We start from the raw sequence: 14103 nt of genomic DNA, 5'->3' as shown, positions 1-14103 counted from the left end.
AGCTGAATTAGGGGCAGAACAGAGGAGGGGTTACTCCAGTGTCTGTGTAGCCCAACCGGGCAACAGGCATCCGTAGGCACATCTTACTGTTCGTGCTAATGCGGAGTCTGTCGGTTGGGCGGTAATCCTTATATCCCGTGAATCGCCGCGGAGACCAAGCGGTAGCGTAAGTGAACGTTCGTAGAGGCATTCAAGCGTCTCGCCGACGGGCCTAGATTGCTTGGACCCTTATACGACAATCGCTTTTGGCCACAACGGCCAATGCTATCGTATCGCCATAGTGCGGTGTCTCCGCGGCGCCCGCGGCTCCTCAAAAAGAAATGCATACCACCATGCATACCACCCAGGGTCTCATACGAGGCCCTTTTTTCTTTTCTATTCCTACTCACTTTTACCCTAACTACTGCTAAAATAGCCGTATGCTAGATGACGAAAAATACGTAGAGCAACTCGATCGCAGCAACGCGCTGGCGATAATCGCTGGGCAAGCCGACCAGCTTAAACAGCGGTACGAGTATCAATTGCCAGATAAAGAAGGTATCCAAAATATCGTAGTGGCCGGTATGGGCGGCTCGGCGCTGGCAGCAGAGTTTGTGCGTAGCTGGACGAGCGATCAGCTGAGTTTGCCGATTACAATTGTGCGCGATTACTCTCTACCGGCTTTTGTGTCTGAAGATTCCCTCGTTATCATATACAGCTACTCAGGTAACACAGAGGAGACCCTTTCGGCTCTGGAGTCGGCTCGTAAGGCCAAGGCCAAACTGGTACTTGTGAGTTCAGGGGGCAAGCTGCAAGAGCTTGCTGCTAAAAATCAGTATTGCTACATTCAGATTCCAGAAGGCATTCAGCCCAGGCTGGCCGTTTTATTCGGTGTTAAGGCCTTGATCGATTTATTGGAGCGGCTCGATCTGCTAAACGGGTCGGTTAAAGAGCTGGAGGGTCAGGCCGACTGGGCGCGCCAAGAGGTGTCTTACTTTACCCTCAGTATCAAAACGGCAGAAAACACAGCGAAGCAAATTGCTGAAAAACTGGTGGGCTTTACGCCTGTCATTTATAGTGGCCCGGCACTAGCTATGCCCGCCCTCAAGTGGAAGATAGACATTAACGAGAATGCCAAGAACTTGGCTTTTTATAACCAACAGCCAGAGTTCAGCCACAATGAATTTATGGGCTGGCTGAACCCCACAGACAAACCATTTAGGGTTGTACAGCTTACCTCAAAGCTGGACCACCCACAGATCAAAAAACGGTTCGAAGTAACTGCCCGCCTGCTTTCCGGCAAAATGCCGGCTCCAATCGCGGTAGAAGCCCAAGGCGAAACCAAGCTACAGCAGATGTTATGGACAATGCTACTGGGCGATTTTGTTAGCGCCTATCTCGCCTTCTTAAATGGTGTTGATCCAACCCCCGTTGACCTGATCGAAAAACTCAAAAAAGAACTACCTTAATATACTAGAGCTTCCGTATAGTAGTTGGCTCAGTTAGCATCTGCCGCTAAGAATTAGCTTGCCAAAAGACTGGCTTGCCTGCAAAATCGATTTAAGCAAAAGCTTGATCATCGACATTTGGGAGGTGCAATGCCTCGTTACGGAGTTTTTAAGCGAGTACTGGACGTCGCGCTTGCCACAATCCTTTTACTGCTAGCGGCGCCTCTCTTGCTTCTTCTGGTGGTCATGGTAAAGACTACCTCCAAGGGGCCTGCCATTTACCGCCAAAAGCGAGTGGGAAAGAACGGAAGGGTATTCACCCTCATTAAACTGCGGTCCATGAAGTTTGAGCCTCAAACCCCGATTTACATTTGCCGCAGTTTGGCCGATGAGCGTTTGACCGGCTTTGGCAAGCTGATTCGCGCTACACACTTGGATGAGATTCCCCAATTCATTAACGTCATTAAGGGTGATATGAGCTTGGTGGGTCCTAGGCCGCATCCGGTAGAGAAGCACAAGGAGCTTTCAGAAAGAATACCCAGCTACGGTCACCGCACAGCGGTCCGTCCCGGAATGACAGGGCTAGCCAAGGTCAGATTGCCACTGCTTCCTGACGCGGAGCAGGCTACGGCATTTGATATGCTCTACATTAAGAGCACAAGCTTGTGGCTGGACATAAAGATCATGGCCTTGACCGTGCCAATCATGCTCCAAGGCGCAAGGAGGCTTTGGGCGAACGAGCAGCCGGTTTTTGAAGCGGCCACTTAAAAGAGTGGCCGCTTTTCCTTTTACTTACGGCTTTTACAGAGTAAAATAAGTCGGTCGAGGAGAGGTGGCCGAGTGGCTGAAGGCGCACGCTTGGAAAGCGTGTATGCGGGAAACCGTATCGCGGGTTCGAATCCCGCTCTCTCCGCCATAAACAGTATTTATCAATCAAAAACGGTTGTGCTTATAGGCGGACAATGGCACAATAGAGGGTAAGTTACGCTACTGAGGTGGTGCAACTGACCGTTAAAAAGCTTTGACTCCGAGGAGAATAACTGTGGTTGAAACGAACATGGTAGAACTCCTAAAAAACGGAGACCCCAAGATGGCCGATACGGTCATTCGCCGTGATCTTGAAGAGGCTAGAAAAGAAGAGATCGAATCTTCACCCTCTACTGTCCTGACTTTGCGGCGTGCTCGCATCGACAACCTTTTGCAGATGTCTCCAGAGCAGAGGCGGGAAGCTATGCTTCAGAAATACCTCGCCGCCGCCTAACCCATCTCAAAAGACTTTTTAAACGGTATTGGCCGGTCATATGACCGGCCTTTTCCTTTTTACTTGCACTTATCTGATAAAATACCACCATGACAGAAGTGGAGCAGATTAAAGACAAGCTTGATGTGGCTGAGATCGTTGGCGGCTACATTGAATTAAAGCAGTCCGGGCGCAACCTTAAAGCCCCTTGCCCGTTTCATAATGAAAAGACAGCTAGTTTTATGGTTAGCCCTGAAAAGGGCATTTGGCACTGTTTCGGCTGCCAGCGCGGCGGCGATATATTTGCATTTGTAATGGAAATGGACGGTCTCGATTTCCGAGGTGCTCTGGAGGTTTTGGCTGCCAAAGCCGGTGTGCAGCTGAGCAGCCAGGGCTACGACCCTAAAGTAAAAAAAGAGCAGGATCGATTAACAGAAGCCCTGCGCTGGGCCGTTAAGTATTATCAGGCTACACTTGTTAAAAATAAGACGGCTTATGAATATGCCATAAAAAAACGTAAGCTGAGCAAGCAGACTGTGGAAGATTTTGAGGTCGGCTACGCGCCCGACAGCTGGACAGCACTCACAGATTTTCTGCAAAAAAAAGGCTTTACAGCCGCAGAGCTCAAAAAGGCGGGCCTTGCCGGGCAGAAAGCCGGGCGGTCTAATTTATTCGACATTCACCGCCAGCGGCTGATGTTTACAATCTGCGACATTCAAGGGACTCCCATCGGATTCATGGGGCGAGTACTGGATGATTCTATGCCGAAATACCTCAATACCCCCCAAACGGTTTTATTCGATAAAAGCAAAGCCATCTTTGGCTTGCATTTGGCCAAGGAGGCTATTCGCCGCAGCGATGAAGTGGTGATAGTAGAGGGCAATATGGATGTAGTCGTCAGTCACCAGACAGGGATAAAACAAGTAGTAGCTGTAAGCGGCACGGCCCTGACCCTGCACCAGCTTAAAACTCTCAGCCGCCTAACCCGCAACATAAAGATCGCGTTTGATGCCGATGACGCCGGCCTAAAGGCTGCGGAGCGGGCGATTGACCTAAGCCAAAGCCTGGGTATTACGCTTTCCATGGTTGACATTCCCGAGGGCAAAGACCCGGATGATTTGATTCAAGAGAATCCAAAAAGCTGGGAGAAATACATAGCGGACGCCAAGTACGCCATTGATTATTTGTTTGATAAACTGGCCGAAAAGTACGATCTGGACAGTGCCACCGGAAAGCGCCTGTACAGCGATCGTTTGGCGACTATCATCGGGCACTTGGCTGACGCGGTAGAGCAGGATCATTACGTGCAGAAACTGGCCTCTAAAATTAATGCCAGCCAAGATGCGATAAAAGAAAAGCTGCAAAAGCAGGTCAAGCAGCAGCCTGAGCAGTCAGCCCCAGAGCCAGCTCCCGCTAAGCCCAGGCACGCCAAAAGCCTGCTGGAAGAAGCAGTACTGGCGATTAATCTGGCTTATCCCGAGGTGCGTTTGAGTTTGGATGACCTGACGGCGGCTAATTTTGAAAACATTACCCATCAAGAGATTTTAGAGGTTATGCGCAAGGCCGGCGATAAGTCTGGTACCGAAATCGCCTCCGGGTTGCCAAAAACCGGCGATTATGTAAAAATCCTAACACTACGGGGCGAGGAGCTATATGGCTCGCTGGCTCCAGCAGATCGCAGCTTTGAAGCATATGAGCTGGTAAGAAGACTGCAAATTAGCTCTCATAAAGACATAAAAGCTAAACTTAGCAAAAAACTGCGTGAAGCCGAAACTAAGGGCGACACGCAGCTTGCCCATATGCTACTGAGTGAGTATCAAGCACTAATTAACGAAGACGAATAAGGCCTCTTTTGCCTTAAAAGAAAGGAAATATATGGCTAGAAAAGCTGCTAAGCAAGAACCCGAAGAGGAAAAGACTTCCTATTCTCCGGAAATAGAAAGATTGATTCAAAAAGGCAAAGAGCAAGGGTTTGTAACCCAGCAGGAAGTTTCGCAGGTTTTTCCAGACGCCGAGGAAAACCTGGAGGAGCTCGATGAGCTCTATGCTGCTTTACTAGAAAACGGCGTTGAGCTGACCGATCAAAAAGAGCGTCTCATATGGGAGGTGGCTGAAGAGGACTCTGCCGAAGATGCAAATGAGGATTACGCCAAAGATATTGCCGATGACTCAGTGCGCCTCTACTTACGAGAAATAGGCCGGGTGCCGCTTTTGACCGCCCAAGAAGAAGTTGAGCTGGCCAAGCGGATAGCTAAAGGTGATAAAGCTGCAAAAGACAAAATGGTAGAGGCCAACCTGCGCCTGGTAGTCTCGATTGCCAAGAAATATATTGGCCGCGGGCTGGACTTACTCGATCTTATCCAAGAAGGTTCAGCCGGTTTACTGCGCGCGGTTGAGAAGTTCGATTACACCAAGGGCTTTAAGTTTTCGACCTACGCTACCTGGTGGATCCGCCAGGCTATTACTCGTGCCATTGCCGACCAAGCCAGGACGATCCGAATTCCGGTGCATATGGTAGAGACTATTAATAAGCTCATTCGCACCCAGCGCCGTCTGGTGCAAGAACTGGGGCGCGACCCGCTACCAGAGGAGATTGCGGCCGAGATGGAGATTGATGTTGATAAGGTGAATCATATTCTCAAGATCAAGCAGGATATTGTCTCACTTGAGGCACCGGTGGGCGATGATGGCGATTCTAACTTAGGTGAGTTCATTCCCGACGAAGAATCTATGACGCCCGAAGAACTAGCCACTCACCAGCTCTTAAAAGAGCATGTGAATGAAGTACTTGCCCTCTTAACCCCGCGCGAGCAGAAGATACTCAGAATGCGCTTCGGGCTGGAGGATGGACGCAGCCACACACTGGAAGAGGTGGGGCTGGAGTTCGGCGTGACCCGCGAACGCATTCGGCAGATTGAGGCCAAAGCACTGGCTAAGCTGCGTAAGCACCGTGAGAGCAAAAAACTGAAAGATTACCTTAGATAACGCTTGGGCTTGAACCGTTACTTTAATCTGTTAGTCTGGAATTAGATTGTCCACAACCCATGGAGGTACTACCTTCCGCAAGTTGCTCCATCCCGGCACTCAGCCGGGAAGGTGATCGCTGTAGATCTCGTACGGCTTTAAGTAGCCCGGTCGTCAAAGACGGCCGCGAGAGACTGCCAAGAGCGATTGCCGCACCCATAACAACCTGAGGAGAGAGGGATTTCCCAATCCGATCAAGGAGTAGCAAGTGCGACAGTCAACCGTAACAGTTCTCGCGCTTTTCTTTGCGCTGAGTGCTACGTCTGCCTTCGGGCAGGCCAACACCACTGTACAGCCTAGCGCTGAGGCGCCGGTTGTAGAAGATAGAGTTCGGCAAGACCGGGCTGCGTCCAAAATCAATGGGCGCCCTAAAAAGCGCCGAAAACATCCCTGGAAGGTACGCGCTAAGCGCTTCTACCGGCTCAGGAGCACGGCCTATGCCTTGACCACTCAAATGGCCAATCAGCGCTATCCTCGTGATGGGGTTGTTGCTGTAGTGCGCTGGTGGCCGCTAGGTAGGTGGTATCAGATACGAAGCGGACCCCTGAAAGGCAAGATCGTAAAAGGAGAGGACCACATCGGTGCTCATAGCCAATTCGATATCTGGATGCGCACAGATGAATTGGCATTTGCATACGGACGTCACCGGATTCTAGTGGCTGAAATACCGCAGTGGGCGGCGCATCAGGCCCTGGTTCGCCAGCGGCGAAAACATTAAGCCCCGAAGGGTCCCGAGCCTTTCGGGGCCCTTCACATTTAGGTACTCAATTTAATTACTTTATATGCCCTAAAAAATAGTATAAGTAGAAAAGCTAGGAAGAGTGTAAACAGTATTAATTCTGCCTCCGAATATGTTTTTACACTGGATACAAGCTCTCCATTCCAAAACTTTTCAGTTTTTTCGTTACTTAGATAGAAGATAAAGGATGGAAACAGTATAAGGGTATACATCAATAACCACCGTGTTCTTTTTATATTTAACTGCTTAATGCCTCTAGCGAACCAGAAAAGCAGAAAACTGTTTAATAAAATTAAACAAACAATAACTAAATATAGTAAACTCGACCAATTGCCATTCAAGATACCAAGTATCGCTAACGGTCCGTAGATAACAGCGGGTATTAGATTAATGATTGCGGATATCAAAGACAAAATTGCGCCTAAGATTAGAAAAGTATAAGCCACTTTTAAAATTATGCTAGCGTTCATTTCTTAAAGTATACAAAAAACTTTAGCGTAACAGTAGGCCTCTTCACGTTATAATGCTTTGTATGAGCAAAAAGCCCCGTTTAGTACTGGTGGATGGCAGTGCCGTGTTTCATCGCGGTTATCATGCTATTCCGCACCTAACCAACTCAAAAGGCATTCCGACCAATGCAGTCTACGGCTTTACCACAATCCTATTAAAGATGCTGCAGGACCTTAAACCCCAGTACGCCATAATGACGTGGGATAAATCGAGCGATACCTTTCGCAAGGATATTTACCCGGAGTACAAAGCGCATCGCAAAAAGCAGCCAGATGACTTGTATGCGCAGATTCCTTACGCCAGGGAGGTTACAGAAGCGCTCGGTATGCCTTGGGTGGAGCTCGATAAGTATGAGGCCGATGACATCATAGGCACACTGGCCCGAACGGCTGAAAAGAAGGGGTTGGAGAGCATTATCGTAACGGGCGATCTGGACGAACTGCAGCTGATCGATGACAACACCAAGGTTTACACCATGCGTCGCGGCTTTACCGACACGGTAATTTACGATCGCGCTGCTATGCAGGAGAAATACGGGCTGACCCCTGAGCAATTCGTAGATTTCAAGGCGTTAAAGGGGGATGCCAGCGATAACATTCCGGGTGTGGCCGGCATCGGCGAAAAGACCGCGATGGATCTGATTAAAACCCACGGCAGCCTGGACGGTGTGTATAAAAATATTGAACAGACTTCGGGCAAGCTGCGTGAGCGGCTGGAAGAGGGTAAAAAAGTTGCCTACCTCAGCTACGAACTGTCGCAAATCGCCTGTGACGCGCCGGTAAAGCTTGAGCTGGATAAAGCAGGGGTGGGGCGCTATGACCGGCAGAAAATCCACGAACTGTTTCGCCGACTCGATTTTAAAAGCCTGCTGGCCAAGCTGCCTTCCGAGCTAAGTAATGAGCCGACATTGTTTGATGCCGGCGAGCCCAAAAAGGAGCGCAAGCACCTAGGTGATGTTAAATACCAAGCCGTTACCAAAAAAAAACAGCTGGATGAGCTGGTTGCAACACTGCAAAAGTGCCAGACCTTCGCCTTTGACACCGAGACCGACAGTGTAGATGACGTTACTGCCGGCCTGGTCGGTATCTCCGTGAGCTGCAAGAAGGGTGAGGCTTACTATATACCGGTAGCCCATCATGAGGGCGACCAATTAAATTCCAAAGAAGTCTGCTCAGCACTTAAAGCCGTCTTTGAAGATCCGAAAATCGGAAAAGTAGCTCACCATGCAAAGTTCGATTATAAAATACTTTGCCGCCATGGCATTACTCCGCGCCCGATTGTTTTTGATACCATGATTGCCGCCTTTTTAACTAATCCGCTTGGCCGCTCTCAGTCGCTAGACGATCTTACTTACCGTGAATTTGGCATTGAGATGATCCCGATTAAGGAGCTAATAGGCCATGGGCGCAATCAGATTACCTTTGGCGGGGTGGAGATTGAGGCTGCCACCACTTACGCGGCTGAAGATGCCGATATGACATGGCGCCTTTATGAGCAGCTGAGGAGGGAGCTTGAGGGGAATCTGAATAAACTAGCCGAAGCCACCGAATGGCCGCTGATACCGGTGCTGGCTGAGATGGAACTGGCCGGAATTGAACTGGATGTTGGGTTTTTGAGGCAGTTTAGCCAGAAAATTACTAAGGATGTCCTAGCTCTAGAGGAAAAGATATATAAGGCTTGTGACGCGCGGTTTAATATCAGCTCACCGGCCCAGTTATCACAAATTCTCTTCGATAAGCTGGGCTTGGCCGCGGCCGGCGTGAAAAGGGGCAAGACCGGCCTTTCTACTGCCGCTAAAGAGCTCGATAAGCTGCGCGAAGCACACCCGGTAATAGAGATGATAATTGAGTATCGCGAGCTTATGAAGCTAAAGACTACCTATGTGGATGCGCTGCCGGAGCTGGTAAAGCCAGATGGGCGCGTGCACACTAGCTTTAATCAGACCATTGCCCAGACCGGCCGCCTTAGCTCCACCAACCCGAATTTGCAGAACATTCCTATCCGTACCGAAATCGGCCGCGAGATTCGTAAGGCATTTATTGCGCCAAAAGGCCGGGTGTTCGTGGCGGCCGACTATTCGCAGATTGAGTTACGAGTAGCGGCAGCGCTCTCCAAAGACGACGATATGATAGAGACCTTTAAAAAGGGAATAGACCTGCACCAGCAGACGGCTTCTGAGCTGTACAATGTTCCGCTTACGGAAGTAACCAAAGACCAGCGCTATAATGCCAAAACGATCAATTTCGGTGTGCTGTATGGCATGAGCCCGCACGGTTTGAGTGTGGCTACCAGCATGAACCGTGAGGAAGCCGCGGGATTCATTAAACGCTATTTTGAGCTGCGCAAAGGGTTAGCTGAGTACATAGATAATCTTAAGAAGTTCGCCCGAGAAAATGAATACACCGAAACCTTGCTCGGCCGGCGGCGACCCTGTGGGGAGATTAACTCTAACAACTTCATGGTAGCGGGTGCTGCCGAACGGATGGCGGTGAACGTGCCCATTCAGGGCACAGCTGCCGATATTATGAAGCTTGCCATGGTTGCGCTTGCGCCCAAGCTGCCCGAGGGCGCCAAAATGCTTCTGCAAATACACGACGAACTGATTGTAGAGTGTAATGAAGAACAATCCGCAGAAGTAGCTAAGATTATGCAGGAAACCCTAGAGAATGTTTACGATCTCGGCGTGCCGATTGTGGCCGAAACCAGAATCGGTAAATCCTGGGGCGAGCTATAGTCAAAAAAATTCGACTAGCCGAACTCTCTTTATTAACCTAGATTTAAGCTGTACCTGCACCTTGAGTCTAGGAGGGAATTTTGACACAAGTCAGTGACCGGACCATACCACCAGCCGTCCAGGAAATGGAAGTTAAGGCTAGGCGGCGCTTGCTGCTGGCTACTATCGCAGCGGGGGGTATTTTAGAGCATAATTCGGCTGTCAAAATGCCTCAAAGCTTCAGTCTGGACCGTATATTGAAGAGTCTTCTACCCGACTATGATTCTGAAGTGCTGAAAAAAGACTTGGATTTACTGACAGAGGCCGGCCTGCTGCTTAAGCACAATACTGGCCATTCCGGGTACGGCAACACGTGGGTTTCAGGGGTAGATACATGGCGCATTACATCAGCAGGCCTGGTTGTTCTTTGGTCAGAACCCCCTCCGAGTTAGGTGCGTGTATGGGCGCGGGATTATCCCGCGCCCTCATACTTTTATCTACTTAGTGAAGTCGACTTTACTAGTTTTATGGCTTAAGCTTTTGGTACATTCAGAGGAATAAGCTGTGAGTACAAATATGACTCTAGAAGTTAAGGTCCATAAAGCCCAAACAAGTATTTTGCGCGAACTACTGTTCGTATTGGAGGCCGGCTATGCGGAGCTGCAAAAGCCCACCGGCCTGACCAGTGATCATTTTAATTTCCATATCGCCCGTCTAGTGGAGATCGGTTTGGTAGAAAAGGTCGGCCGTGGCCGCTACAAGCTAACCCACAAGGGCAAGGAGTATGCCAATAAGCTCGATACTGATAATAAGACGATTGAGCGTCAGCCCAAGGTGGCGGTGCTGCTCGCAATCGAGCGGGAGATGAATGGTCGGCAAGAGCTGCTATTCCAGCAGCGCACCAAGAACCCTTACTACGGCTACTGGGGGTTCCCGACCGGTAAGATTCGCTGGGGCGAGACTATCGTACGTGCTGCCGAGCGTGAGCTAGATGAAGAAACCAAGCTTTCTGCCGAGTACCGTGTATGCGGCTTGTATCATGAGCATACTTATATTGAAGGCCAAGAAGAGGCAATGGAAGACAAGATGTTCTTCGTGGTTCATTGCACGAACCCTACAGGGGAACTGATGGAAAAATTCGAGGGTGGACTAAATAAATGGATGACGGCCGATGAAGCTAGAAAGCTAGAGAAGCGCTACACTAGCTTTGAAACTGAGCTGGAAATGATTTTAGGTTCCAAGGGCGCATTCGTAGAAGAACAGCATCACTACACCAAAGACGAATTTTAAGCCGACTGCGGTATAATAACCCTACTTTTATGGGGGCAGGATGCCGGAGTTACCTGAAGTCGAGACAATTAAACGCGGGCTTGATGCAGAGATTGCCGGCCAGACTATAGCCGAGGCTAGGGCGCTGTGGGCTAAGAGTTTTCCTGATGCCAAAAAGGCCATCGGCCATAAGGTTAAATCGCTGGATCGCCGCGGTAAAGTACTAATTATGAATCTGAACCGCGATATGAGCCTTATGTTCCACCTTAAAATGACAGGCCAACTAGTGCTGCAGAAAAAGGGTGGTCAGCGGTTTGCTGGTGGGCATCCGACCGCCAGCATGGAGCACAATTTACCCGATAAAAGCACGCGAGCTGTGTTTACATTCAAAAACGGAGACAAGCTGTTCTTTAACGACCAGCGAAAGTTTGGCTGGATCAAGCTGGTAGAAACGGCTCATGTGAACCTAGATAAACTGTTGGTACGGATGGGTCCGGAGCCGCTCGGCAGCGCATTTACACCCGATGTGCTAACACGCGAGTTTAAAAGTCACGCTCGTGCACCCGTTAAAGCTGTAATACTCGATCAATCGACCGTCAGCGGAGTCGGCAACATTTATGCTGATGAATCTCTGCATTTGGCCAAGATTCACCCTGCCCGCCTGGCCGGTTCACTAAAATCGGCTGAGGTTAAGCGCCTCCACATAGCCATTAAAGCTATTATCAAGCTTGGCATTAAACACGGCGGCACCAGCTTTACACATTACGTGAACGCGCTGGGCAAGCAAGGGGATTATCTGCAGTATGCGCGAGTGTTTAGGCGCCAAGGCAAGCCTTGCCCCGTGTGCGCGACAGAGATTGTTAAAACCAGGGTTGCAGGGCGCGGTACGCACTACTGCCCCAAATGCCAGAAGCTGGGAGTAAAATAGAGATATGATTTTTTTCTTTTATGGACCGAATAGTTTTGCAGCCAGGCAGCAGATTGCCCGCTTAAAGTCTGAATATTTAAAAAAGACTGCCAGTGAGTTTGGTGTAGAAAAAATCGAAGGCAAAGAGGTTAAGATGCAAGATCTACTCTCTGCCCTCCAAGCCGCTCCTTTGCTTACCACTAGCCGCCTGGTAATCATTGAAGACCTCGCCCAAAATAAACAACTTGCCGAAAAAATAGGGCAAATAACCCAGGCTGTTTCACCCACAACTGTAGCGGTGTTTTATGACTCTAATGCTGATCAGCGGACTTCATATTTTAAGCATCTGTCGGCTGGTTCTAAGGCGATCAAATTCCATCCCTTGAGCGGTTCGCAGCTGCAGCAATGGGTAAAGCGTGAGGCCCAGGCCAGCGGCGCCGAGATAGACGGCCCCGCCATTTTGAAATTGATCGAGACTGCCGGCGAAGACCAGTGGCGGCTGCAGGGGGAGATTATAAAACTGGCCGGCCTTGATCCTAAGATCACGGTCGAATCCATAGCTAAGCTGGTAGTACCTAACCAGAATGAATCGATTTTTGATTTGGTAGAAAATATGACAGCCGGCCGAGTGCCTAAAGCTATGTCTTTATATAGGCAGCTGAGAAGTGAGCTCGTCAGTGAAATGTATATTTTGAGCATGATTATATGGCAGCTGCGCAATTTACTGCTGGCTAAAACCGCCGGCAATGTTTCAGCCCAGACGCTGTCTAAAAACAGCGGCATGTCGCCATTTGTAGCGGGCAAAATGCTTTCGCGTCAGTTAAATATTTCAGAAGAAGCTCTGCGCTGGGCGTTTTTACAATCTGTAGAAACCGATTACGAAATAAAAACAGGCGCGGGGGATGCCGAAACTATGATTGAGCGTCTAATATATAATGTAGCCGAAAAAGTCAGAGTTTAAGATTCGGCTTTGATCTCTTCTAGCAACTGTTCTATTTCCCCAGTCAACTGATCGATCTTATTAAGCTCACTCCTGGCAAGCCAAACATTACCCGGTGTAGTACCGTAATCTCGCAGCAGTTTGGTGTGCTCCATTAAATCGCCGCACAAATCGTGCAGTTGTGATTGCGAAGTCTCCGGCGTTTTTGCCATATTACCCCTACTTAGATTTCGGTTTTGCGGCCTTAGTTTTAGGCGCACTCTTTTTGGCGGCGGCAGGCTTAACTTTGGCGGCCGCGGTTTTATCTGCTGGCTTGGCGCTGCCTACTACGGTGTTGGCCTGCTTAGTAATGCTCGATTTGCGTCGGGCAGCAGTATTTTTGTGCAAAGTACCTTTCTTTACTGCGCGGTCGATTTCGGAAATAGCCGCCTTCAGGTTCTCCGTAACAGCCTTTTTATCCCCGCTGGCAATGGAATCTTGGAGGGTTCTGACATCATCGTGAATAGCCCGCTTTACGGCCAGGTTGCGGCTACGTCTTTTAGCGGACTGACGGACTCTCTTAATAGCGGATTTAATAATAGGCATAACGAAAGGACTATAACCAAATTGCGGGCTTTTGTAAAGATGGTGTGCGCACATTGACTTCAAGAGTAAAAATCTCTTTAATTAGAACTTGGTATATTTGAAAACTTGAAGAGCAATCGGATTGGGAGAAAAATGTCCGAAAAGTGCGTATTGTTCTTACTTGATGCGCCCAATATCGACGGGGTGCTGGGCCGCATAATTGGCAGGCCGCCCAAGCAGGAGGACAGGCCGGACTGGAAGCTGCTCTATGAGTGGCTTGCTACGGGCCCGCGTGCCTACAGAGGAGAATTCCTGGAAGCTTGCATATTCCTCAACCTGTCTCCAACCAGCTCAGCACTGAGGTGGGTCGAGTATCTCTTCAAAGATATCGGCTACAACGTATTTACCAAGCCAAAACTGAATGGTGAGGGCGATATTGATGACGATATCATCCAGCATTTCCAGGCTAGAGTCCAAGAGGGTGACGTTACGGAGATCATTCTGGCCTCCCATGACGGCAGTGCCTTCCACGGACCGCTCCTAGAGTTGAAAAAACAGCACCCAAATCTGACCATTACGATTCTCTGCTTCGAAGAGAAGAGTTCTTTATTGGTCAATGAGCCGCAATTTGAGCACATCGATCTGGAGGATGTCGCAGTCAATGGCAAAACCCTCTTTAGCTATTCGCTGCCACGGTTTGTCTTAAGTCGTATCCCTCCAGAAGGCAGATGGTATAGACCTATTCACACTCAGATTGATACTTCAACCGA

14 protein-coding genes and 1 tRNA gene are annotated in these 14103 nt (G+C 49.4%); 13 read left to right on the top strand and 2 right to left on the bottom strand.

Going from position 1 to position 14103, the window contains the following annotated elements:
• Positions 1-419: 419 nt before the first annotated feature.
• From VNA68_00075 to holA, 12 genes are all read left to right on the top strand, one after another.
• Entirely contained in the window at positions 420-1448 is a 1029-nt protein-coding gene (locus VNA68_00075) for a bifunctional phosphoglucose/phosphomannose isomerase (protein HVE80535.1), read from the top strand.
• Positions 1449-1577: 129 nt separating this feature from the next.
• The gene (locus tag VNA68_00070; GenBank protein HVE80534.1) at positions 1578-2195 is read left to right on the top strand and encodes a sugar transferase; all 618 of its coding nucleotides are present in this window, start codon (positions 1578-1580) and stop codon (positions 2193-2195) included.
• A 58-nt stretch (positions 2196-2253) separates the two neighbouring features.
• Positions 2254-2343 (top strand) — tRNA-Ser (locus VNA68_00065).
• Positions 2344-2469: 126 nt separating this feature from the next.
• Positions 2470-2688: a hypothetical protein gene (locus VNA68_00060; protein ID HVE80533.1), complete on the top strand. Its 219-nt coding sequence runs from the start codon at positions 2470-2472 to the stop codon at positions 2686-2688.
• A gap of 89 nt (positions 2689-2777) precedes the next feature.
• Positions 2778-4511 carry a DNA primase gene (gene dnaG, locus VNA68_00055; GenBank protein HVE80532.1) on the top strand — a complete coding sequence of 578 codons (1734 nt, stop codon included), beginning with the start codon at positions 2778-2780 and terminating at the stop codon, positions 4509-4511.
• A 31-nt stretch (positions 4512-4542) separates the two neighbouring features.
• On the top strand, positions 4543-5652 hold the full coding sequence (gene rpoD, locus VNA68_00050) for an RNA polymerase sigma factor RpoD (GenBank protein ID HVE80531.1): 1110 nt from the start codon (positions 4543-4545) through the stop codon (positions 5650-5652).
• Between the two features lie 247 nt (positions 5653-5899).
• Complete coding sequence (locus VNA68_00045; GenBank protein HVE80530.1) at positions 5900-6409, top strand: hypothetical protein; 510 nt, start codon at positions 5900-5902, stop codon at positions 6407-6409.
• Positions 6410-6962: 553 nt separating this feature from the next.
• Positions 6963-9674, top strand: coding sequence for a DNA polymerase I (polA, locus tag VNA68_00040; protein ID HVE80529.1), 2712 nt, complete (start codon positions 6963-6965; stop codon positions 9672-9674).
• Between the two features lie 80 nt (positions 9675-9754).
• Positions 9755-10105: a hypothetical protein gene (locus VNA68_00035; GenBank protein HVE80528.1), complete on the top strand. Its 351-nt coding sequence runs from the start codon at positions 9755-9757 to the stop codon at positions 10103-10105.
• A 112-nt stretch (positions 10106-10217) separates the two neighbouring features.
• Positions 10218-10943 carry an NUDIX domain-containing protein gene (locus VNA68_00030; GenBank protein ID HVE80527.1) on the top strand — a complete coding sequence of 242 codons (726 nt, stop codon included), beginning with the start codon at positions 10218-10220 and terminating at the stop codon, positions 10941-10943.
• 40 nt (positions 10944-10983) lie between these two features.
• A complete protein-coding gene (gene mutM / locus VNA68_00025; GenBank protein HVE80526.1) occupies positions 10984-11850 on the top strand; it encodes a bifunctional DNA-formamidopyrimidine glycosylase/DNA-(apurinic or apyrimidinic site) lyase in 867 nt (288 codons plus the stop codon).
• 4 nt (positions 11851-11854) lie between these two features.
• Positions 11855-12790, top strand: a complete 936-nt coding sequence (gene holA / locus VNA68_00020; protein ID HVE80525.1) for a DNA polymerase III subunit delta — start codon at positions 11855-11857, stop codon at positions 12788-12790.
• On the opposite strand, the gene VNA68_00015 is transcribed toward holA, so the two are convergent.
• Together VNA68_00015 and rpsT are read right to left on the bottom strand one after the other, a co-directional pair.
• On the bottom strand, positions 12787-12981 hold the full coding sequence (locus VNA68_00015) for a hypothetical protein (protein ID HVE80524.1): 195 nt from the start codon (positions 12979-12981) through the stop codon (positions 12787-12789). The two genes, holA and VNA68_00015, sit on opposite strands and share 4 nt — an antisense overlap.
• A 7-nt stretch (positions 12982-12988) precedes the next feature.
• Entirely contained in the window at positions 12989-13354 is a 366-nt protein-coding gene (gene rpsT, locus VNA68_00010) for a 30S ribosomal protein S20 (protein ID HVE80523.1), read from the bottom strand.
• A 132-nt stretch (positions 13355-13486) separates the two neighbouring features.
• Between rpsT and VNA68_00005 the strand changes: the two genes are divergently transcribed.
• The coding region (locus tag VNA68_00005; protein HVE80522.1) for a hypothetical protein at positions 13487-14103 on the top strand (617 nt) is incomplete at its 3' end.

This window comes from Candidatus Dormiibacterota bacterium (genome assembly GCA_035536395.1).
Classification (GTDB): domain Bacteria; phylum Patescibacteriota; class Saccharimonadia; order UBA4664; family DATLOE01; genus DATLOE01.
Note: the sequence above shows the minus strand (reverse complement) of the source record. Positions and strands in the feature narration are given on the sequence as shown.

Bases quoted from the DNA above. Each gene is read 5' to 3' on its own strand.
- VNA68_00075 (HVE80535.1), top strand. From the start codon at position 420: ATGCTAGATGACGAAAAATACGTAGAGCAACTCGATCGCAGCAACGCG.
- VNA68_00015 (HVE80524.1), bottom strand. From the start codon at position 12,981: ATGGCAAAAACGCCGGAGACTTCGCAATCACAACTGCACGATTTGTGC.
- rpoD (HVE80531.1), top strand. From the start codon at position 4,543: ATGGCTAGAAAAGCTGCTAAGCAAGAACCCGAAGAGGAAAAGACTTCC.
- mutM (HVE80526.1), top strand. From the start codon at position 10,984: ATGCCGGAGTTACCTGAAGTCGAGACAATTAAACGCGGGCTTGATGCA.
- holA (HVE80525.1), top strand. From the start codon at position 11,855: ATGATTTTTTTCTTTTATGGACCGAATAGTTTTGCAGCCAGGCAGCAG.
- polA (HVE80529.1), top strand. From the start codon at position 6,963: ATGAGCAAAAAGCCCCGTTTAGTACTGGTGGATGGCAGTGCCGTGTTT.
- VNA68_00070 (HVE80534.1), top strand. From the start codon at position 1,578: ATGCCTCGTTACGGAGTTTTTAAGCGAGTACTGGACGTCGCGCTTGCC.
- rpsT (HVE80523.1), bottom strand. From the start codon at position 13,354: ATGCCTATTATTAAATCCGCTATTAAGAGAGTCCGTCAGTCCGCTAAA.
- dnaG (HVE80532.1), top strand. From the start codon at position 2,778: ATGACAGAAGTGGAGCAGATTAAAGACAAGCTTGATGTGGCTGAGATC.